Annotated in this window: 23 protein-coding genes; 10 read left to right on the top strand and 13 right to left on the bottom strand. The window is 37.2% G+C overall.

Annotation, left to right across the window (positions count from 1 at the left end):
- Positions 1 to 530 precede the first annotated feature (530 nt).
- Positions 531 to 719 (top strand): YhzD family protein, encoded by a 189-nt coding sequence (locus AKG34_RS04125; protein ID WP_053344907.1) that lies wholly within the window; start codon positions 531 to 533, stop codon positions 717 to 719.
- A gap of 105 nt (positions 720 to 824) precedes the next feature.
- Here the strand turns inward: AKG34_RS04125 and AKG34_RS04120 are convergent, their stop codons facing one another.
- Both AKG34_RS04120 and AKG34_RS04115 read right to left on the bottom strand, forming a co-directional pair.
- Positions 825 to 1,622, bottom strand: coding sequence for an enoyl-CoA hydratase (locus tag AKG34_RS04120; RefSeq protein WP_053344906.1), 798 nt, complete (start codon positions 1,620 to 1,622; stop codon positions 825 to 827).
- 92 nt (positions 1,623 to 1,714) lie between these two features.
- A complete protein-coding gene (locus tag AKG34_RS04115) occupies positions 1,715 to 3,331 on the bottom strand; it encodes a long-chain fatty acid--CoA ligase (protein ID WP_053344905.1) in 1,617 nt (538 codons plus the stop codon).
- A gap of 751 nt (positions 3,332 to 4,082) precedes the next feature.
- On the opposite strand from AKG34_RS04115, the gene AKG34_RS04110 reads away from it, so the two are divergent.
- Entirely contained in the window at positions 4,083 to 4,961 is an 879-nt protein-coding gene (locus AKG34_RS04110) for a dimethylarginine dimethylaminohydrolase family protein (RefSeq protein WP_180319920.1), read from the top strand.
- Between the two features lie 61 nt (positions 4,962 to 5,022).
- Here AKG34_RS04110 and AKG34_RS04105 read toward each other — a convergent pair whose 3' ends face one another.
- From AKG34_RS04105 to AKG34_RS04095, 3 genes are all read right to left on the bottom strand, one after another.
- The gene (locus AKG34_RS04105) at positions 5,023 to 5,526 is read right to left on the bottom strand and encodes a DUF1648 domain-containing protein (protein WP_053344904.1); all 504 of its coding nucleotides are present in this window, start codon (positions 5,524 to 5,526) and stop codon (positions 5,023 to 5,025) included.
- A gap of 47 nt (positions 5,527 to 5,573) precedes the next feature.
- Positions 5,574 to 5,969 carry a hypothetical protein gene (locus AKG34_RS04100; protein ID WP_053344903.1) on the bottom strand — a complete coding sequence of 132 codons (396 nt, stop codon included), beginning with the start codon at positions 5,967 to 5,969 and terminating at the stop codon, positions 5,574 to 5,576.
- Positions 5,970 to 6,165: 196 nt separating this feature from the next.
- Positions 6,166 to 6,513: an urease accessory protein UreH domain-containing protein gene (locus AKG34_RS04095; protein ID WP_053344902.1), complete on the bottom strand. Its 348-nt coding sequence runs from the start codon at positions 6,511 to 6,513 to the stop codon at positions 6,166 to 6,168.
- Positions 6,514 to 6,808: 295 nt separating this feature from the next.
- On the opposite strand from AKG34_RS04095, the gene AKG34_RS04090 reads away from it, so the two are divergent.
- Together AKG34_RS04090 and AKG34_RS04085 are read left to right on the top strand one after the other, a co-directional pair.
- On the top strand, positions 6,809 to 7,258 hold the full coding sequence (locus AKG34_RS04090) for a DinB family protein (RefSeq protein WP_053344901.1): 450 nt from the start codon (positions 6,809 to 6,811) through the stop codon (positions 7,256 to 7,258).
- A 170-nt stretch (positions 7,259 to 7,428) separates the two neighbouring features.
- Positions 7,429 to 7,890, top strand: a complete 462-nt coding sequence (locus AKG34_RS04085; RefSeq protein WP_053344900.1) for a DinB family protein — start codon at positions 7,429 to 7,431, stop codon at positions 7,888 to 7,890.
- Between the two features lie 80 nt (positions 7,891 to 7,970).
- Here AKG34_RS04085 and AKG34_RS04080 read toward each other — a convergent pair whose 3' ends face one another.
- From AKG34_RS04080 to AKG34_RS04065, 4 genes are all read right to left on the bottom strand, one after another.
- Positions 7,971 to 8,219: a transcriptional regulator SplA domain-containing protein gene (locus AKG34_RS04080; protein ID WP_053344899.1), complete on the bottom strand. Its 249-nt coding sequence runs from the start codon at positions 8,217 to 8,219 to the stop codon at positions 7,971 to 7,973.
- A gap of 127 nt (positions 8,220 to 8,346) precedes the next feature.
- The gene (locus tag AKG34_RS04075) at positions 8,347 to 9,213 is read right to left on the bottom strand and encodes a Cof-type HAD-IIB family hydrolase (protein WP_053347983.1); all 867 of its coding nucleotides are present in this window, start codon (positions 9,211 to 9,213) and stop codon (positions 8,347 to 8,349) included.
- A gap of 157 nt (positions 9,214 to 9,370) precedes the next feature.
- Positions 9,371 to 9,724 carry a YlbF/YmcA family competence regulator gene (locus AKG34_RS04070; protein ID WP_053344898.1) on the bottom strand — a complete coding sequence of 118 codons (354 nt, stop codon included), beginning with the start codon at positions 9,722 to 9,724 and terminating at the stop codon, positions 9,371 to 9,373.
- 73 nt (positions 9,725 to 9,797) lie between these two features.
- Positions 9,798 to 10,937, bottom strand: coding sequence for a DUF445 domain-containing protein (locus AKG34_RS04065; protein ID WP_161804897.1), 1,140 nt, complete (start codon positions 10,935 to 10,937; stop codon positions 9,798 to 9,800).
- Positions 10,938 to 11,074: 137 nt separating this feature from the next.
- On the opposite strand from AKG34_RS04065, the gene AKG34_RS04060 reads away from it, so the two are divergent.
- The 6 genes from AKG34_RS04060 (at position 11,075) to AKG34_RS04035 (ending at position 16,638) form a co-directional block, all read left to right on the top strand.
- A complete protein-coding gene (locus AKG34_RS04060) occupies positions 11,075 to 12,436 on the top strand; it encodes a YheC/YheD family endospore coat-associated protein (protein WP_053344896.1) in 1,362 nt (453 codons plus the stop codon).
- Between the two features lie 16 nt (positions 12,437 to 12,452).
- Positions 12,453 to 13,523 carry a YheC/YheD family endospore coat-associated protein gene (locus AKG34_RS04055; protein WP_053344895.1) on the top strand — a complete coding sequence of 357 codons (1,071 nt, stop codon included), beginning with the start codon at positions 12,453 to 12,455 and terminating at the stop codon, positions 13,521 to 13,523.
- Positions 13,524 to 13,526: 3 nt separating this feature from the next.
- Positions 13,527 to 14,894 (top strand): YheC/YheD family endospore coat-associated protein, encoded by a 1,368-nt coding sequence (locus AKG34_RS04050; protein ID WP_053344894.1) that lies wholly within the window; start codon positions 13,527 to 13,529, stop codon positions 14,892 to 14,894.
- Positions 14,891 to 16,087, top strand: coding sequence for a YheC/YheD family endospore coat-associated protein (locus tag AKG34_RS04045; protein ID WP_053344893.1), 1,197 nt, complete (start codon positions 14,891 to 14,893; stop codon positions 16,085 to 16,087). Before AKG34_RS04050 ends, AKG34_RS04045 begins: the two co-directional genes overlap by 4 nt.
- 61 nt (positions 16,088 to 16,148) lie before the next feature.
- Complete coding sequence (locus AKG34_RS04040; RefSeq protein ID WP_053344892.1) at positions 16,149 to 16,352, top strand: YheE family protein; 204 nt, start codon at positions 16,149 to 16,151, stop codon at positions 16,350 to 16,352.
- A 97-nt stretch (positions 16,353 to 16,449) separates the two neighbouring features.
- The gene (locus AKG34_RS04035; RefSeq protein ID WP_053344891.1) at positions 16,450 to 16,638 is read left to right on the top strand and encodes a hypothetical protein; all 189 of its coding nucleotides are present in this window, start codon (positions 16,450 to 16,452) and stop codon (positions 16,636 to 16,638) included.
- Positions 16,639 to 16,927: 289 nt separating this feature from the next.
- Here AKG34_RS04035 and AKG34_RS04030 read toward each other — a convergent pair whose 3' ends face one another.
- The 4 genes from AKG34_RS04030 to AKG34_RS04015 all read right to left on the bottom strand — a co-directional run bounded on the left by AKG34_RS04030 (position 16,928) and on the right by AKG34_RS04015 (position 21,082).
- Positions 16,928 to 18,412 carry a hypothetical protein gene (locus AKG34_RS04030; protein ID WP_083450666.1) on the bottom strand — a complete coding sequence of 495 codons (1,485 nt, stop codon included), beginning with the start codon at positions 18,410 to 18,412 and terminating at the stop codon, positions 16,928 to 16,930.
- A gap of 91 nt (positions 18,413 to 18,503) precedes the next feature.
- Complete coding sequence (locus tag AKG34_RS04025; protein WP_053344890.1) at positions 18,504 to 19,424, bottom strand: FTR1 family iron permease; 921 nt, start codon at positions 19,422 to 19,424, stop codon at positions 18,504 to 18,506.
- A 55-nt stretch (positions 19,425 to 19,479) separates the two neighbouring features.
- Complete coding sequence (locus AKG34_RS04020) at positions 19,480 to 20,235, bottom strand: hypothetical protein (protein ID WP_053344889.1); 756 nt, start codon at positions 20,233 to 20,235, stop codon at positions 19,480 to 19,482.
- 46 nt (positions 20,236 to 20,281) lie between these two features.
- Complete coding sequence (locus AKG34_RS04015; RefSeq protein ID WP_053344888.1) at positions 20,282 to 21,082, bottom strand: glycosyltransferase family 2 protein; 801 nt, start codon at positions 21,080 to 21,082, stop codon at positions 20,282 to 20,284.
- Position 21,083: the final 1 nt, after the last annotated feature.

The following is a 21,083-nucleotide window of genomic DNA, read 5'->3' as shown; positions in this document are numbered from 1 at the left end:
CAAAAAAGTCTCCTTTCGGCTTATACACATTCTAAATTCCTCTGACTTCTTCATTATTATATCATTTATGATTTTTTGTTTTAAGGAAAGAATTCCGCTTAAATAAATAGGTTTAATTTTCATTCTGTCCAAAAATAAAAAGCATACTCATAGAACCCTGTAGGCTATAGAGTATGCTTTCTCATTATTTACCAGCTTTTATTTCTTTTAAATCTTGTTCTATATAATTCTTTTCAATCACTAAGGATGTATCCTGTTTCTTATAAATTCCCCACTTAATATTGAAAGTCTGCTCGTTTTTGATGCGGCTATGCACAGTCAGGCGTCGTTTCTGATAAAATGAAGTCGGATTTTTCAAAAGCGGCCTGAATGAAAACGGAATCTATTGATATTCTATAAATTAATAATGATTACTAAATATATTTTCCTTACATAATAATAGTCAAAATTGACAGATAATGATAAAATTTTCAATAACCGTTTAAATATTACGAAAAAACAGTCTATTATTTGAAAAGGGAGTTTTGAAAATGAGCAGAATATACAAATTAACCGTATTTAAACCGTCAGGGGAAAAACTCTTGGATGAATCATTTACGGCTGAGAATGATGAACATGCAAAAGAATTAGGTCAAAATCTATTAAATGAAAAAAACTATCAAGATCAAACACATCGCTGTACATCACCCGCAGGCGCGTTATTACTTTTTCATCGTTGATTGGAAAAATGGAAGCGTGATCATTTAGATGTCGACTAAGTTTTATACATCTTCTTTCTGATTATATAAAAAGGCAGTCACAATATCGTGACTGCCTTTTCCGTTTCATTTTCCGATAAAATTTGGTCTTCTTTTTTCAACGAAAGCTTTTATTCCTTCTTGGTGATCCGCTGTTTGGCGCATTTTAAATTGGGCAGCTTTTTCAATTTCAAGCATCTTTATTAATAATGGACGATTTTTTTCACTTAGAATCTTTTTCGTCTTGATCATCGCTTGAACAGGACTTTTCAGCCATCCTTGTACTTTTCTCTCTACGGCCTGCTCTAAAGTTCCATCTGCTATTTCGTGAATGAGGCCTTTTTCTTTAGCCTCCAGCGCTGTTAGCACTCTACCTTCCCAGATTAATTCTTTCGCCCCCACTTCACCAAGACGTCGCTCAAGGAAGAAATGTCCACCCCCATCAGGAATTAATCCAATGCCGATAAAGTTCATGGCAACCTTACTTTCTGAGTCAGCAATAAGATGGTCAGTTGCAAGCGCAATACTCAAACCAAGACCTGCTGCTGCTCCGTGAATGGCACTGATTGTCAATTTAGGCATGAAATATAAGGTTGTTACTAATTCACTAATTCCATCCATCAGGTCATTAAAACCTTCTTCTTTATCAGGTGCGAGCATCATTTTAATATCTCCGCCTGCTGAAAAAGCGTTTCCATTGCCTTTTAAAATGACGACGTCCACGTCCTCATTCTCACTTACTTCTTTTAGAGCAAAAATAAAATCATTTAGCATTTGCGGATTTAATGCATTCATAGCCTCTGGACGATTCATAGCAACAGTTGCTGTTCGTTCCGAATATGTGACTAAAACCGTTCCTGAATTTGATGATGTTTCATTACTCAATCTATTTCCTCCTCTTTCATTCTATAAATTTATTATATAGGCTCACTCTACTATCGTAATAGAAAAAAGTTATATTTATTCAATTTTACCTTTTATTTCTTAATATATTTATCCTGAAGCTGATCACGCAACGCCCTTTTCAAGAACTTCCCTACACCCGTTTTTGGAATATCATCCAAAAAGACTACTTCATCCGGTAACCACCACTTAGCAAACTGCGGTTTTAAAAATTCTATTATGTCTTCTTGTGATACCTGCTCTTTATATGCATCCTTCAAGACAACACAAGCAATTGGGCGTTCCTGCCATTTTTCATGAGGCACTGCAATGACTGCCGCCTCAAAGATACCCTCATGAGCCATTAATGTATTCTCTATATCTACAGAAGAAATCCACTCTCCACCGCTTTTGATTAAGTCCTTCGTCCGATCAACAATTTTCACAAAGCCTTCCTCATCTATCGTGACAACATCTCCGGTATAAAGCCAGCCATCTTTAAACGTCCCCTCTGATCGCTCATCTTTAAAATACTCATCCGCTATCCATGGACCCCTTATAAGTAATTCTCCCATTTCTTTTCCATCCGCTTTCACTTCACCATCCTGCCCGACAACTTTAATTTCGATCATCGGCGAGACAAGCCCCTGCTTGGCCTTCAACTCATAAAGTTCATCCTCAGGTAAGTCTTCCTGATAGCTTTTTGGTTTGGAAACAAATACGAGCGGGCTTGTTTCCGTCATACCATAAGCATGCAGGAATGGAATACTGTACTTTTGCTCAAAAGTTTTAATCATGCTTTTTGGAGCCGCCGACCCTCCGCATAAAACAGCGCGAATACTGCTTGTATCATGGCTACCTTCTTCAAGCTCCTTCAACAACCCAAGCCAAATCGTCGGAACTCCTGCAGCGATTGTGACCTTTTCCGTTTCTATAAGCTCTGCCAAAATTTTCGGGGTAAAGTTTGGTCCCGGTAAAACCATCTTTGTGCCAAACCAAACACTCGCAAATGGCATGCCCCATGCATTAACGTGAAACATTGGAACGACTGGCAAAGCCACATCCCGTTCGCTTATTGCTGTAGAATCAGCAAGGCCCAGCGCAATCGCATGCAACAAAATTCCGCGATGTGAATAAACCACACCCTTTGGATTTCCTGTCGTGGCGGATGTATAACACATGCCGGCAGGTGCATTTTCATTTAAATCCTGAATGAATGGCTGCTTAGGATTCCCTTCAGCCAATAACTTTTCATAATGGTAAACAGGTGATAGTGTCGTTTCAGGCAGTTCATCATTATCAGTCATAATGATGTAGCCTTCTACCGTTGTTAACTCATCTTTAATCGTTTCCAACATTGGAATGACATCAGGATCTATTAGCAATAATCGATCTTCCGCACTATTGACGATATAAGAAACATGCTGAGGAGACAGACGCATATTAATAGTATGTAGGACAGCCCCATGACAAGGAATCGCAAAATATGCTTCCAAGTGCCGATGATGATTCCATGCAAGTGTTCCGATCCGGTCACCTGTCTTGATACCGAATTTTTCAAGGTTACTCGCTAGCCTTCTTGTACGCTCAGCAATTTTTGCATATGTAAAAGTGTGAATTCCACCGTCCGTACGCGAAACTACCTCTTTTTTTGGAAAATATTTTTCAGCTCTCTCAATGATTTGCGTCATAATCAATGGAGTATCCATCATAACAATCTCCCCCTTCTCTAGAAAACGCTTTCACTTATATATTCGACCAGAAAAAAAATAATCCTTTTTCCCTAGGTGCGGTTTTACATTTTATTTTATGACTCTGGTTTACATTATTGATCAAACAAAAAAAAGGACCTTAAACTTGATCCTTTGTCTGTCTTATTCCGTTCTTACAACCCATAACTCTAGAGGGACCTAAAAAAGAAAATCGCCGTCAAAGATTTGGAATTTCTTAATATCCATCGTCTTAAAAATGGATATTCAGTACTATGAGATGGCCTTAGAAAAAAATACCTATTTTTACGGTTTGTTGCAAACCAAACATTATTCTATATAGCATCTAAATTCATGTACCTGGAGGTAACCTAGCGGTATTAAAGCTTTAAGGTAGAAGTCATTAAAGGGAAAGAATAGTTAATTGACTTTTTAACCTTAAATAAATATTGTAGTTTTTCTTTTTAGGGATTATCTGAGATTCTCTTTCTGAAAAAAAATATTTTACGGAGTTATCAATTTTTAAACTACATACAACAGACTTTAAAAATAGATTGTAAAACTTTTAACAAAAGTAAATGCTTTATGTAAATTTTTTAAGATTTGTCTGTATGAGAAAGCTTCCACAAAAGTTTTGTGAAAATCAACAATGATTAATACAAAAGACTATATTAAAAAATGACTTTTTTTATGTTTCTTTCCAGAAAAAAGAGGTAATAGTAAAGATACAATGATATTTAGAGGGAGCTCATCTATGGTAAACAAGATAAACGAAGAACTAGAGGCTTACTGCGCGAGCGAATATTCAAAGCTTTTACGGGTAATTGTATGTGAACCAAAATATATGGAGATTCGTGAGATCATCAACGAAACACAAAAAGAGTTTAAAGATGAGAACATTGATCGTGTACTTGCTATGGAGCAGCATACCAATTTTGTAAAGTCGCTTGAACATGAAGGAATTGAAGTCATAAATCTACCACCCCAATCTGCATATCCAGAACAGGTCTTTACGAGAGATATCGGATTCACTCTTGGCAATACCGTGTATGTCGCCGAGATGGCTACAGATATCCGGCAAGGTGAAGAACTTATTTTGAAAACCTGGCTCGAAAAAAATGATGTCCCATTCTTTAACTTATGTAGGAATAGAATAGAGGGCGGGGATGTCATAATTGATGGAAAGACCATTTATATCGGGGTCAGTGATAGAACAGATAAAAAATCAATCAAGAATCTTCAAACCTTATTATCAGAATACGATATCATTCCAATTCCTTTCATTGAAAAATTCCTTCACTTGGACTGTGTATTCAATGTTATCTCACCAACGGAGGCCCTTATCTTCCCAGAAGCCCTTACAAAAAAAGAGTTAGCCTTATTAGAATCACGTTATGACATAATTGAAGTGACTAAAGAGGAGCAATTCACATTAGGAACAAACGTGCTCTCTATTGGAAAAAGAAAAGTGTTTAGTCTTCCATGCAATAAAAAAGTAAATCACAAGCTTCGTGAACGCGGATATAGCGTCATTGAAGTCGATATAAGCGAGATCATCAAGTCCGGAGGCTCTTTCCGTTGCTGCACCATGCCTCTGTTGCGAACAACGAATAAGAAAACTGAACTTGCTTAGAGAAAGAAACTGCTCATAATCAAGAAAGATTTAAACCGAACTTGCTATAATGAAGTTCGGTTTATTTTACTTTCAGAAATGAGCGCACCCTAAAGAAAGCGATCGAGCCCAAAAGGACAACTAGGAAAATAGGCAATTCTAAAATACCAAGCCCAACTTCCCTACCTACAGAAACTTGAACAGATTTCCAGCTGGTATAAAGTAAAAAAACAATAATTTCCGCCTTCAAAATCACACTCATCGCCTGAGCATTTTTGTATAGACGTTCCGCATTTTGTTCCGTTACTTTTACCGGGAAATTAAAGATATACGGCACTCTCTCTAAAGTCGTCAATATTGACCATAAAAAAATACTTACGATCGGAAGAAACCAAATAACAGCTCTCCCTCCCCAACCATCTGCTTCTCCTTTAGCATTAAAATGAATCGGAACCTGATCAGGTAAAGTACTCCACTCATTAATCAAATAAATCAGGTTGAGCACTATTATAATAAGTGAAAAAATATCAATTAGTTTTTCATAAACCGTTTTTGGTATCTTTAATACCGGTTGATTATTTTTCATACTCCCCCCCTAATCTTACCAAAAAAGATCTTATTCCATCTGTTCTTTTATTGTATCAAGTTTAATACAATTTCAGAATCCGCTTTATTTAATTGTACATACTTGCTATGTTTACCTTTCGTCAATTTCAATATATTTTCACCAGAAATAACCCAAACATAGTAAACGACTATTTTATCCTCATTCTTTTCATCATTAAAATAAAAGATATAATCCGCTTTAGGACGATCTTTCTCCATTTTGGAATTTTCCCAGTTAATATTTTTTAATATTTCTTTTGTTTTTATAGTCTTTTCAATTTCTATACTTTCTTTATAAGCTTCAAATTTGTAGATTTTACCCTCACGCTTTTGAATCGAAATATGTTCTTGTTTATTTGAACATCCTACAGTTAACGCTAAAGATACTATGAAAAGTGCAAATAAAAATAGTCTCCATTTCATTAATTGTCATCCCCCTTACATGAATAGACTAATATCCAATATTTTCATTATACTAGTCTACCAGAAGAGTAATAGGAATGTGTATTTAAATGGCGACAAAAGAGTGCAGAACCATCTTTTCTTAAAGCAAAGAACTCCCAAGCTTTTACCTTGAGAGTTTCTGACTCTAATGTCCCATGTAAATAATAGACGTTGTTCACCCAAACCAAACCGTAAATAACTCATCATTTACACCCAGGTTGTACATATAATAGATCCCGAATACCGCGCTGACCACGCCTGTCAACCGAATGAGTGAGTGGTTCACTTTTATAGAAGAAGTACTTGTGACAAAGGGGATGCTTAAAATCGTTGTAAATAGAAGCATGTCCACACATGTACCAACTCCAAATATAATAATGTAAATGGCACCCTGCCATACTGAATCTATAGTACTCATCGTAAGAAGAACCATAGCTGCACTTCCGGCAAGTCCGTGGACAATCCCAACAAACATCGATTTCAAATAGGTAGCTTTTTCTTGCTCCCTAGCTGTTAAGCGCATGCCCTCTCTCCTTCTGCCAATCAAAAACATAAAACACCTTATAATAAGAGTCTATTAAAGATACAATACACAACCTTAGTCATTATCTAACACGATTACGTTATATAATATAACATATATCTAATTATATTAAATTTTCTGATAATTTCAAGTGTAAAAATGAAATTATTTGTAAATTAATATACACCTCTCGTTTTGAAAGTGCTTACCTAAAATTTGATAATATCCAAACAACCTTGATATAATTTCATGAGGAACTATTTTACTAAAAAAGTAGTGAGAGGGGAATAAAAAAATGAGTTATGTGAAAAATCAACTTAAAGTTATGCGCGAAAATTTACTAAAAGAAATCGAGGGATTAAGTCCAGAGCTTATGGATGTGCAGCCGAAAGGGTTCAATAATACAATCCATTGGCATCTTGGACATGTCCTATCCGCAGCGGAAAAATTTTTATTGGACTCCCCAAATAACAGCAACTTGCCTGCTAATTACGGACAACTATTTGGATACGGTTCAAAACCAGCTGACTGGACAAGCGATATTCCTTCTGTTGAAGTTTTAAAGCAGCAGTTACAAGAACAACTTGGCCGGCTTCTTGAAATTCCGGAAGAAAGCTTGAACGAAAAAGTAGCACAACCGTTCAGAGAAATGGAAACAGTAGGAGAGTTTATTAACTTCGTAGTCCTACACGAGGCAAGTCACATTGGACAAATTCATGCGATGAAACTTCTCATCCAATCCTAACAAATAAACCACAAGCTGCCATTCCGATTTTTCGATAAAAACCGGAGTGGCAGAAATTCCTTGTTAAATAAATCTCGATTTACTTAACAAGGAACAACCTTGATATAATTAGAAGGACGTTTTTATATAATTACATATCATTCACAGGAGCAAAAAAAGGGGGAACTAGCATGAATCCATTACAGAAACGATTCTCACTAATTAGAGGGAAATTTTTCGAAAGAGCTATTGATTGTGTTACTCCTGAACTGGCAAGCATTCAGCCAGTAGGATTCAACAACACCATTCACTGGCATCTCGGCCATACGTTGTTCGTAACAGAAAAATTCTTGCTTGATCATCCGCAAGCAGGGAACTTGCCAGACAATTATGTTAATTTCTTTGCACAAGGTACAAGTCCGGCCGACTGGACAGACGCTGTTCCATCATTTAGTGTTTTAATTCAGCAATTTAAAGAACAGCTTGATCGCCTTCTGGCCATTCCTGAAGAACGCTTGAATGAAAAACTGGAGAAACCATTCAAAGGTTTTACAACTTATAGCGAAATGGTCAATCTTGCACTTTTCCACGAAACGTACCATATGGGCCAAATTCACGCGATGTTACGAGTGATTAACGCAGCCCAAAAATAATAGCCCCCGCTTTTCAAAGCGTGAGGCTTTTTTCATTAATACACATTAAACTTTGATAATCAAAGACCCCCATTTCAACTTTACATCATCTGGTTGTCCATATAATCGTTATAGGCTTTTTCAGCAGCGGCTTCTGAAGAAAATAAAGCATCATCATCTTCAATTGTATGAAATGTATCGTTCAGAAACAAAGCAACTGCATTAGGATCTTTTGGATGAGGGACAATTTCAGCTGCCCTTACATTCGAAACAGTTGGAACATGGGGGTTATTATAAATTACAAATACCTCGTCACCGACTTGTACTTCTTTCGCATTGATAATACCCATTGAATTCTTCCTTTCCTTTACAGATTTTCTTTAGTTTATGGAAAGGTGCTTAGAATTATTATATAAAATCACATTGCCAGCGACATAACAAAATAGGACTCCTTCGTGATCGAAGGAGTCTCCTTATTCATTTGAGCATATTCATCTTCTGCAAAAACTCAATCGGATGTTGTTTACGGAAAAATTCTCTTAACATATAGGCAACACCGTGTTCATCATTAGACCGGGTCACCCATTTCGCGACTTTCTTAACTTCCTGATCTGCGTTGCCCATGGCAACACCCAGACCAGATCCAGCAATCATCTCCATATCATCTAACCCGTCTCCAATCGAGACAATTTCACTTCTTTTTACCTTTAAATGATCTGCTAAATATAATACACCACTCCACTTTGATACACCCTTTGGAACAACCGTCAGCTTGTATCCTGGATGTAAGATAACATCAACCTCCGGGAACATATCCTTTATCAGTTTGAGCATATCTGTTTGGTCACTTTGCTCCGAAAAAATGATATCTATTTTTGTCGGAGCCATTGGCTTGTCAATTAGCTCTTCACTGATATCATCCACATAATTTTGAGCATATATATTTTGATCATTCAAATACATAACTGTTTTACCGAGCAAATTCTCTGGAAGGTTGACTCGATTGCCAAGCGAGTATTTTTCATGAATGAGTAGAATTTGGCAGGTAGTTTTTTCAAGCATTTGAACGAGCTCCACAGTCAATTCTTCTGAAATTCTTTTCACCAATATAGGCTTCTCAATTGATGCTCCAACAAAAGCTCCCTGCTGAGCAACGATCATCGGATTTATTTTTAGGGCTTTGGCCGCTTTTTTTGCAGAGTGATAGTTTCTTGACGTCACAAGCGCAACATGGACACCTTTTTGGTGCACATAATCAATTGCTTCTTTAGTTGATTTATTTAAACGGCCATTCGACTGGAGCAATGTTCCGTCAATATTAATCGCAAGTAGACGATATACCATGTTGATCTCCCCCATCTATAATATCCTCTTTCAAATTTATGACTAAAATTTGAAGAGTAGAACAAATAGAAGTTCAGAGTACCTTACACTCGATTTGCACTAACTTTTCCGACAAAAAAACTCCCTACCATAAAGGCAGGGAGTTTTCAACAGCTTACTACTGTTGTTCAGGCAGACCATATAAATCTTCAAGCGGCTTCATGATAATTTTATTAAGGTCAGCAATGACCATGCTCATCCTTTGTTCCGCTTCCATCAATTTTGAGATGGTTGGGTTTTGTTGAACAAGCTGTACTGTTTTTTGTGCTTGCTCCACCTCTTCCGGAGCGATCTCCTGCCCCATCATTTGCTTTTGTTGCAAAGACATCTGCAAATTTCGAAAGTTTTCAAACATTCCTTTTGTTGCTTCATCCGAATTGACGATTTCATATAAGCGTTGCAAGTCTGCATATTCATTACTTGCTCGAATTGCCTTTTCCATTTCATATGCTGCATCGTATACGTTACTCATGGTTTTCCCCTCCCAGTAATCATTGTATTCCTACACCTTTACCACTATAACAAATCCCTTTGATAATTACACGTCATCCTAATAAAACAGTTACAAAACCTTGGAATAAACCGATGATTCCTCCAAGCAATGCTCCAAGGTATGTGATCATTGACAATTCCTTCTTAGTGATGGAAACGACCATTTCCTCAAGTCGCGAAACGGAAAATGAGGCCACCTGTTCTTCCACAATATCATCCAAATGAAGCTTTTGGAACAGCGGCTGAAAGTGATTAATTAAATAGTCGGCACCTTTTTCCACAAGAATTGGGACCCCTTTTTCCACAATCGTATCAGAGAAATTGGCAGTCAACTCACGAACTGGTTTTTCCATGATAGTAGCAACTGGTATCATTTCTGTCGTTTTTTCGGTAATAAACTGTCTTATCGTTTCTTTCCCAATCAAGCCTTCTACTTTCATAACATCCCATTTCTCGAGGTTTTCCCACTCTTTTACCATCATCACTGACAATATATCAATAGTTCGTGATTGTTCAAAAAATTTAATGATCTCCGGCTGAATTTTATCAATTAACTTTTCATTCCCGATAAACATCTGAATTAAATTGATCAATTTACCCCGTTCCTTGAAAAAATCATCCAACATGTCTTCAAGGCGACCCTTTCCTTCTACACTGTTAAAATATTCTTTTCCTTTTGTTAAGATGAATCGAGAAATATCCGGGATCGACTCCACTGCTTTTTGCTGAATGTGCAATGGGACGATGTCCTGTAAGCTCTTGCCGCTATTTTCGCCCAACCATGTTTCGTATTTACCAAGAACTAAAGTCTGTAATTGCTGTTCTAACGAGAAGGAAGAATTCTTCATTCCCAATTGTTCAAGTAATTGAGCTGTACTTTTTTCAATGGACAACGCTTTCTTTACTTCTGCCTGAACGAAAATTTTCATATTCTGTATAGAGGCATCATTGATAACCTTACTTTGAATGCTTTCAGGTGTGATTAAATGTTCAACGACCAATTTACCTAACTGACTGGCTAACTCATCTTGCCGCTTAGGAATTAAACCTGGTGTCAATGGTAGCTGTTTCCCGAAAATATAGATTGGTTTATAAGGTCTAAACAGCATCCGGATAGCCAATAAATTAGTGAACCCTCCAATTACAGCACCTACAACAACCATAAACAGTATTTTTACCCAAAACTCATCCATGAGGATTTCTCCTTTTGTTGCTTGAAATAAAGGCTTAATGACACGTTCTAATTGGAAAAACATAGAATGTGTTATCCACTTTTGCCCATCATTTAATTATAAAAGGATATCAAACTTAGTGCAAACGGGGAATTATAATGAATCTTAAATTTCAAAAAATATTCATTACGGTAAATCCTGCAATCACTAGAAAGAAGGCACTACTGTTCATCGAAGAAAAATTATTCGAGGCGTGGGATCTTCAATATGGGGAACCCCTTACGCTTATGGCGGGATGCCGTTCCGTTCCTGTACTCGTCCAACCATTCCCTTCATCCCAGCCAACAATAAAGCTTTCATTTGATACAAACCAAATTTTATCCCTGCCTGCTTTTTCAGACCCCATTTCCGTTACCTTCCATGCGGAGGATAGATCAATAAATATAGGGCCGTTCTTTGCTGCACTCATCAATCAACTTCCCTTGAAAGATGGGACATTTGGGGAGATGGAAAAATTTTATCAGGAGATGAAATCCTACTGTCATCAACAAGGCTTCTCCTTCTTTTTAGTAGGAATACAGTCTCTAAAAGAAGGCGTAGTGGAAGGATATTGGCCAGGGCAAAATGGGTGGCAAACCCTTACTCTACCTATCCCTAATGTGTTTTATAATCGGATTCATTCGCGCAGAATGGAAGAATCGCCAACCTTCGATCTGTTTACAAATGAACTAAAATCATATTCAATCCCGATGTTTAATGGGAGGTTTCTTTCTAAGTTCGATGTACATGAGCTTCTTCTCTTAGAAAATGAACTGCTTTCAAATCTGCCTGATACCATACTTTTTAACGAGAAGGAAGCCTTCTTTACATTTTTAGAGAACCATTCTGTTATCTATTTAAAGCCTTCTTCCGGCAGTCAAGGAAGGAATATTTGCAGGTTAACACAAGTAGATGGAAAATGGAAAATCGAGCAAACCGGTCATATACAAAATGTGCATATTGCGGATACGAATGAAAAGTTGTATAACGCCTTGAAAAAATTCTGCAGAAAACAAGCCTACATCCTTCAAAAGGGGATTTCCTTGTTTGAAATCGATCAGAGAAAAGTTGATTTCCGAATCCTTCTTCATCAAAACGAGCAGTTTCAATGGAAAGTTACCTCCATGGTTGCCCGGATAGGAGATCCAGGTAATATCGTTTCCAATCTTGCACAGGGCGGTATGATGAAAAACGGCTCAGACTTTTTAAAGGAAGTATTTGACCCCCAGGAAGCCGGACGTTTGCACCAAAGGCTTATAAGACTTGCTAAAAAAACTGCCCATACTTTGGCAGAAAATCATGATGATTTATTCGGGGAGCTCGGAATCGATTTAGCACTTGATGTTGACACACACCCTTGGATTATTGAAGTGAACTCGAAACCTTCGAAAAAATTTCAGGGCAACTATGAAACCTTTCGTCCATCAGTAAAGTCCATTGTAGAATTTATGCTTACTCTTGACCGTGAAAACCATCCATAAAAGGAGTTGCTGGCACGTGTTAATAGGATTAATGGCAACGTCAGATACACATGAAAATCATTATTTTACTGAAATAGCAAAAGCAGCTAAATCATTTAATATGAATGTATGTAAATTCACACCCGAGAATATTGATATCGATGTGAAGAAAGTTCGAGGAGAACGTTTTGATGCCGAAAAGGAAACATGGCGCTCTGAAACATTTGATCTCCCTGATTTTGTATATGACCGCTGTTTCCATGGCTTATCTCGTGTTTCGACGGAAATGCGCGATAAAATCAATTGGTTAAAAGTTAACTCAAGTTTCCTTGGCCTTGGCCTTCCAGGAAAGTGGGAAGTTTATCAAACTTTAAAAAAACATCCCCTGCTAGAGGCATTTTTTCCAGAAACCGTTCAAGTTACCACACCTGAAGAAATCAGCGGGCATTTGGAACGTCTGGATAAAATTATTATTAAACCAGAGTTTGGAGCAGGTGGTACGGGAATCTATCTTCTCACAAAAACCGAAGGCGGCACATTGGTGTCCATGACAAAAAAGGGCACCAAATACGACCGTCAATTTGACTCTAAATCTCAACTGAACAAATGGCTGCAGCATTTATTAAATCGATATAGTTACCTTTGTCAGCCTTATTTAGAACTTTGCAACCAGAAAAAGGAACCGTTCGATTTACGAATTTTACTTCAAAAAAACGAAAAAAATCAGTGGATGGAACGCGGCCGAGGCATTCGCCTGGGACAACAAGATGGAATCACCTCCAATTTAGCCACTGGTGGGGAAGCTATTTCACTCGAGGCTTTCATCAAAAAAAATCCTGAATCTATTCCAATTGCCGCCGAACAAAAAATCCAGCATATCCTCCGTACCCTACCTGCCGAAACCGAAGCCGTTTTTGAAAGGCTATTTGAGCTTGGAATCGACCTAGGTATTGATAAAAAAGGGCAAATATGGATAATGGATATTAATTCAAAACCAGGTAGGAAAATCATCCAAACACTTCAACCTGAATCGATGAAGGATATCCATCGCGCACCGTTCCAATATAGCCAATTTTTAGCCGATCATCTTCAGAAAGCAGGTGAGTAGAGAGTGAGAAAGACTTATCCTGCCGAGATTGCCGATACTCCCGGCAACGTTCTCTTCTATCCATCAGAGCTTGGAGATTTGGCAGAGATTGAATTAATATATTTTGGCCAGCATTCATGTCCTGCCATTGTCAAACAAAATCCTGCAATCAAGCAAACAATCGTCCTGTCAGAAAGTCTCGCGGAATCTTTAATATTTACTCAGGTCGATATGCCTCTTCATCTATTTATATACGGTAAGAGCATTCATATTGGGCCAGTCGTCGGGATATTTTCATCAGGTTTTACAGGCATATCAAACAAACCGCTCGGGGAACGTTCAGATTTTTTTTCAAAACTCCTTTCTCTGAGCCAAACAACAGGCTGTATCCCTTTCGTTTTCGGTGAAAATGTAATCAATTGGGAAAAAGAAACAATCAAGGGCTATGTCTATGAGAACGATGACTGGAATATTAACGAATTTCCTTTTCCAAATGTCATCTATGACCGGCTCCCTAACCGTTTGACGGAAAACCGGGATGGCCCTAAGGAAGTGAAACAGAAATTCCAAAAAGAGTATACAATTCCTTGGTACAATCCAGGTTTTTTTAATAAATGGGATATAAATGAACGGTTATGTGCGGATGAGCGGGCACTTCCTTTTTTACCGGAAACGTATCCTTTTCAATCTCTGTCCGTCGTAGAAACCCTGCTTTCTCATTACCGACAAGTTTATATAAAGCCTATTCATGGCAGCCTTGGGCTTGGAATTCACCAAATTCTTTATGATAAACATGAAAATGTCTACTATTGTCGTTATAAAAATGACGCTCAGGAAAATAAATTGCAAAAGTTTTCTACTTTAGAATCCATTGTAAAACACATCTTTCATAATCGACCGCTTGAAAATCTCATTGTGCAGCAGGGCATACCATTAATTCGTTCTTCTAAACGACCTGTAGATTTCCGAGTTCATACGAACAAGGATAGCAAGGGAATTTGGCAGGTAACTGCTATCGCCGCAAAAATAGCCGGCGCTGGAAGCGTTACTACCCACATTAAAAGCGGAGGCGTCATCAAGACGATTGCCGAGCTATATGGTGATGATGATGAGGCTAAAGAAGTCGAACGAAAGCTATCGGAAGCCGCCCTAATATTAAGTGAAAGTATTGAAGAGCACTTAGATGGCATCATTGCAGAAATCGGTTTTGATTTTGGATTAGATAAAAAAGGGCAAGTTTGGATGTTTGAAGCCAATTCTAAACCAGGACGTTCAATCTTTTCCCATCCAAAACTCAAAGAGTTCGAGCTGCTAACAAGAAAGCTCAGCCTTGATTATGCTATTTATCTTACGGAACAAACCATTACAAATGCTGTCGGTGTGCAGAGATGAATATTTTTTACGATATTCCAACTGAAAGCTGGTACCACGACCAAGAAAGCATGCAACTATTCGCCGGAGCGGAAAAAGAGGAAATACACTATAAACAGAATCAAAATAATCAAACACTTATTCCTATTTCTATTTTTCCAGGTAGCCGGATGCTCGTCGTCGGAATATTAACTTCTTTAAATCCCAAAAAGGAATCAGGAATAGGGGGAAACTTGACCCTTTTTCAGGATTTATCACTATATTTGTTGGAACATGGGATATTAGTGTTTGTATTTACGGTTGAGACCTTTCATTCCATCCCAGTAAAGGGCTTCCTTTTTTCCTCCATTTCAAACAAATGGATCGAGGTTAAGATGCCGCTTCCCGATATAGTTTATAACCGAATTCCCTCAAGGGGCTTCGAGGCATCAGAGGATTTTCAACAGCTTATCAACTACTTTCAAGATCATGGTATGAACCTTTTCAATCCTTGTTTTTTAGATAAATATATGATGTATGAAGCATTGATGGAAGATGGCTCCCTCACCAACCATCTTCCATCAACAATTATCCTAAGTGATTGCGATGGACTGAGGGCTTTTTTAAAATCCCACAGACATATTTACCTAAAACCATCCAAAGGAAGCCAAGGGAAAGGTATTTACACACTAATCGAGAATCCTGATGAAACTCTTCAGTTTAATAGCCTAAAACATAGTGAATCCTTCCCAAATTTCTCCTCATTTTGGGAGCATAAAAAAATGCTACTGATGAGAAGAGCCTATCTCGCCCAACGAGCGGTTATACCAAAGAAATTGAATGGACATCGTTATGATTACCGAGTTCTCGTTCATTATGAAAATGGGTTCTATAAAATTACTGGTAAGGCTGTACGGATGTCACAAACCCAGGAAATCACAACCCATACTCCAAGAGGCGGGAAAATTTTCCCTTACAAAAACTTGCAATCGAGGAATTTAAACCGGAAGTTGGCGTACATTGCTCAAAAATGCGGTCTGATTCTATCGAAGAAATTCGGCTTTCTCGGGGAATTCTCCATTGATATTGGCGAAGATTCAACAGGATCACTCTTCATTTACGAAGTAAACTCTAAACCCATGCAATTTGATGAAGAAGAAATTGAAGCAAGCCGACTCTTGCATTTGAAAAACCTGTTTATTGAATTAACATTATTAAATCGAACAAGAAAATAACCTCCATCTGCCGTTTTCCATTATAATGAAATGAGAGACAGCTTATATGGAGGTTATACATATGATTACTCATTTTCAATGGACACCATTACATAAAAATTTACCAGGATGGAAAATTTCCTTTTACTTTAACAAGCAGGCCGTCCAAGCCTTATACCATAAAGACGGGTCCATCGAATGGACTGCCAATCCCCCTTCAGAAACAGACGAAGCTAAGCTCAAAAGCATCATACATGACTTAATGGTCTATCATGTATATGAATAAGTTAGTGCTAAACTCCTCATTTCATTCATGAGGACTTACTCAGAATAAAAAGCCCTCTTTTGCCTACACTATAAAAAAAGGTTAGGAGGGATTTCTTTTGGATAAAGAAGAATTCACATTTTTGAAGGATACCGAATATGAAGGCAAGAACTCTGCTTTCTTAGACATCGACCGTTACATCAATGAAGGACTGGCCGGCGGGAATGTTTATGCAGCTGCTGACCTTCAGAACATTGAAGAAGCCCATGATTTTTATGATGAAACCGAGCCAAACAAGAATAAATAATTAGTGTCCGGAGCCTCCTTTAGGTGGCTCCTTTTTATAAAACTGTCAACTCTTCCTTCACTCCGAACATTCCCGTAACTATTTCACATTTTCTCGCTTTTTTCAAGATTAAGGAAATACCCTTCTTTTCAGGCTTTTTGCCTTAACGTAATAAGGACTCACCCTATCACGGTAGTACGGTTCAATCCTACACTCTTAACAATTCTCAGTCTTATTCAAATCTTCCTTTTCGTGATTTTTATTGAGTCATCTTTTTCCTCTAAGGGTAGAGACAACATGCTGGAATATCTTATTCATTTTTCCATTCATACAGCACAATATCGTTATATACCGGATCATAAATAGAATTAGAATGAAACTCTTTTATTTTTTTAATCTTACCATTAAGGTTTATGCCTTGTGCTTTAAACCCTTCTACTGCCTTATTCGTTATTAAAATCTTTCTGTGCTGGTAATAGGATTTATCATGTAGAAAAACTTGATAAGTTTGTACCTTTTTATAGGGAGTTTTAATATTTATGTACTGAAAAACCCTCGTCTCTTCCCAGGCATAAACAACGGCTGATTGATCGAGAGACTGTAAATAGTTAGCTAGTTGAATTGTGGCTGGAGATTCGATCGCTTGTTGTTTAATCAGCATAGAAGAATAATACGTTTGTGAAATTAATAGTAGACAACAAAGAATAAATATTACAGAGTTCCTTATCTTTTTTAATAAATTGGTCAATAGAACGAAAATAAACAGTATGACTAAAGGAAGAATATGTCTAGGTTTATCAATATTTTGCGCAACAATAGCCCAGGTCAAATAACAAATGCCCATAATACATGCTAATTGCTGAGAGAAATCTTTTTTTAGATTACTCCCTTTCAATTGATATATAAACAAACTAACAAGTATACCGTACAGAACGGCTAATAAAATCGTTTGAGAGGAAATACCCGTCCATATTACATTATCAAGTACTAATGTACTTACCCTTTCAAGAAAGGATAAATCACTAGAAATAGCCGTGTTACCCCAATCGTTAAAATGACCGCTGGTAAAAGCCAAGGAAAGTTTAACAAAACCTTTCACACTTCCTTCAGAAAAAACAAGAGAAGCTACCCAAATAAACTGGCACATTATCGTCAATAAAGAATAAATAACTATTTGTTTATTCGTGTAATATTTTTTCTTCCATTTCTTATAAAATAGGAAAAGCAAACCGATTGCAAATGGCAGATAGGATAACCGAATTCCTAACAATATACTAAGAAACAATGGAGGCAAACTATTTACACCTATGCCCTGATCTTTCATCGCCCAATGAATACTCCAAAAATACCACCATAAGGCAGCTAGGGCGGCGCCTTCTGATATTGGTTGATTTACTATCACCATAACATAGGTCGAGGAGTATACTATTGAAATAATCCCTAAACTATATGATCTTGAAACATAATGCCTTGCCAATTTATACATTGGAAACAAAGCACTGAAGTAAAACAAAATATTAAAAATAGTCAGTGAAGATACCTTATTATCGACAAATTGATGAATAAAATACCCGCCTAAAATAAAATAAGGGTACCCTGGGAAATGCGGTTGCATAGCCATCAAATCATATCGATCTAATGCAAGCGCATAATCCACCTGATCCCATGTAGAAGCAAAGGAATTAACATGAGTTAATTGAGTCCAAAATAGAAACATTATCGAAAATATGCTAATAAGAGCAATACCTATATTGAATATTTTAGTTGGTGTAACCAGTTGATCTTTCCTTTCCATACTCAATCACCATTTTCTAATTAATTAGCCTTCACATGGAAAAAGCACAAGGAAAAAACCTTGTACTTTTTTATCAGAGAGAAAAATAATTTTATTTTGCCTGTGCTTTCAATTCTTTTTCCTTTTCGATCTTGTTGGTACTCTCATTGTTCCCATTTGACTTAAATGAAGTTAATAGGTAGATACCAACAAAGTAACCAATATAGGCAATAACCTCTTCTAAAGATGGCATAGAAGAATATCCGAATAATGCTTTAAGGAAAATTCCAATATCTCCTGACAAAATGGGAGCCGTCCCGTGATCACGCAAATAGTGATCATAATCAATTGGATGTTCTGGAAGAAACCAAGTTAAATCATATAAATGCGGTATAACACTTCCAATAATATTTAAATCTTGCATTATTGAAATCGCTTGAACTAAAAGACCTGCCGCAATCAATATGATAAAAATACCAGTTACTTTAAAGAACGTTTTAAGGGAAACCTTCATAGTCCCTTTAAAGAAGACATAAGAAACAATGGCAGCAATAATTACTCCGGTAATGGCCCCCCAGCCTTTCATGGCAGCGCCAATATTTCCACCCGTAATTGCCGCAAAGAAGAAAACTGTCTCAACCCCCTCACGAAGGACAACCAGAAATGAGTGAATCACCATACCGACTACATTACCCGTTGTAATAAAGTGTTCCATCTTTCCTTCCATATTACCTTTCATATCTCTGCTATGCTTAGACATCCAAAAAACCATTTGCGTTAACAATATAGCAGAAACCAGCATAATCCCTATCTTCAAATACATCTCGCTGCCCATTGAAGCGAAGCCTGTAAGTACAATCTGGAATAGCATCGCTACACCTACACTAGCAAGTACAGCAAGACCTGCCCCTAACCATACATACTTTGTAAAATGGTTTTGGCCCATTCTTTTTAGATACGTTGTTATGATTCCAACAATGAGCAATGCTTCCAAGACTTCACGGAAGGTAATTAATAAAGCTTGTATCTCCACAGATTTTTCTCCTCTCCCCATATAAGAAAATCTAAAGCGTCCTTATAAACCTTGATTATTTGATTTTCTTTTTGCGAATCGTATAGATTACAACTCCGACAATGATTACAACGATTATCATTAGCGGAAGCCAATTTCGTAAATTGGAGATATCTGTCCAATCCTTTTTTTGAGTACTAGTATTAGTGGACTCCCCTTCAAAATGTCCAACTTTCAAACTCTTTAAGTTAAACTCTTTTTTTAGTAAAGAAAATATTTTATCTTTACTCGCATCAAAGGCCTTCTTATCAGCCTCTTTTTGGCCAACGCCAAAAAGTCCTGGATTTCCTAATGAATTTAGAGCTATATCAAATTCTGATCTAATCTCTTTATCCATTTCAGGATTTCTTGCTTCAACTTTTGGTGATAAGGCTTCATATGTAGCAAATCCCTTTGCTAATAAACGCTTGCTTGTTTCGTACTCCGAGAAGTTTTCATCGATATTTTCCAAACGTCTTGCGATATTCAATACAAGGAGTTTATCCATATTATTAATCACTTGTTCTTTATCTTTATTTTCAAGATTTTGAAGAATAACTGTTGTCGGCTCTGATCCCATATGCATGTCGACTTCTTCTTTGACTGTATTAAAATGATTTTCCGCTGTGACATAGTCTGGAGGATTTTTGTCTAGTTCAATAAGCATTTTTTTATATACTTCTGCCAATGCCTCTTCATTTGGGTCTCCATACGTATAGGCTTTGGCGGAAATTGGAAATGATTGAGTAAGAACAAATATTAACATAAAACAATAAATTAATAGTTTTTTCATCTAAAATCCTCCTACATGATAATGATATTTATTATCATTTATTTTGTCAATTTCTATTTGCAATGCTTACATTTCCCCATTTATCTTCCTCTAATTTATACGTATTCATATTCTTCAACTGATGAGCATTTACATCTATCTTTACTTTTTGAACCGGTCTTTTTACTTCTTTCCAAATGGCCGGAATCACGGATGATAGATAGCCTCTGAAAGTAATGAATGATTCTCCCGTCGAACGAACTTGATATTGAATCGGGACTTCCTTCACTCGAAAACCCTTTCTGACGAGATTTAAGGTTAAAACCTGTGCGTAATTATAATTATGGACGATTTCTGCATGTTTAAGAGCTTGTTTTGTAAAAGCCCTCATCCCTGACTGACCATCATAAATCCACCTTCTGAGTAACAAACTCTGAACGAAAGTAAAAAAATAATTACCGAGACGGCGATGAAGTTTCATCCCATTTATCGTTCCCAAAAAACGGGAACCCATTGTATAATCAGCTTCTCCTTTAAAAATGGGTTCCAATAAATCTGGTATTTGGCTAGAGGGGTATTCTCCATCTGCATCAATCATGACCGCGATATCCGCACCTAATTCGTAACTTTCCTTTAACCCTGAACGAACTGCTGCTCCAAGACCTCGATTTTTCTCGAAACTGACAATATAGTCAGCTCCAGCTTTTCTAGCCACATGGACTGTATGATCCCTTGACCCATCATCGATAACTAAAACTTTAACCTCTACCTGTTGATGAAAGTGTCTGGGGATGCTTTCTATGACTTCCCCAATGGACTCTTCCTCATTATAGGCTGGCAAAAAGACAATCACTTTCTGTTTTCTCATG

The organism is Peribacillus butanolivorans (assembly GCF_001273755.1).
GTDB classification, from domain to species: Bacteria; Bacillota; Bacilli; order Bacillales; family DSM-1321; genus Peribacillus; species Peribacillus butanolivorans.
Note: the sequence above shows the minus strand (reverse complement) of the source record. Positions and strands in the feature narration are given on the sequence as shown.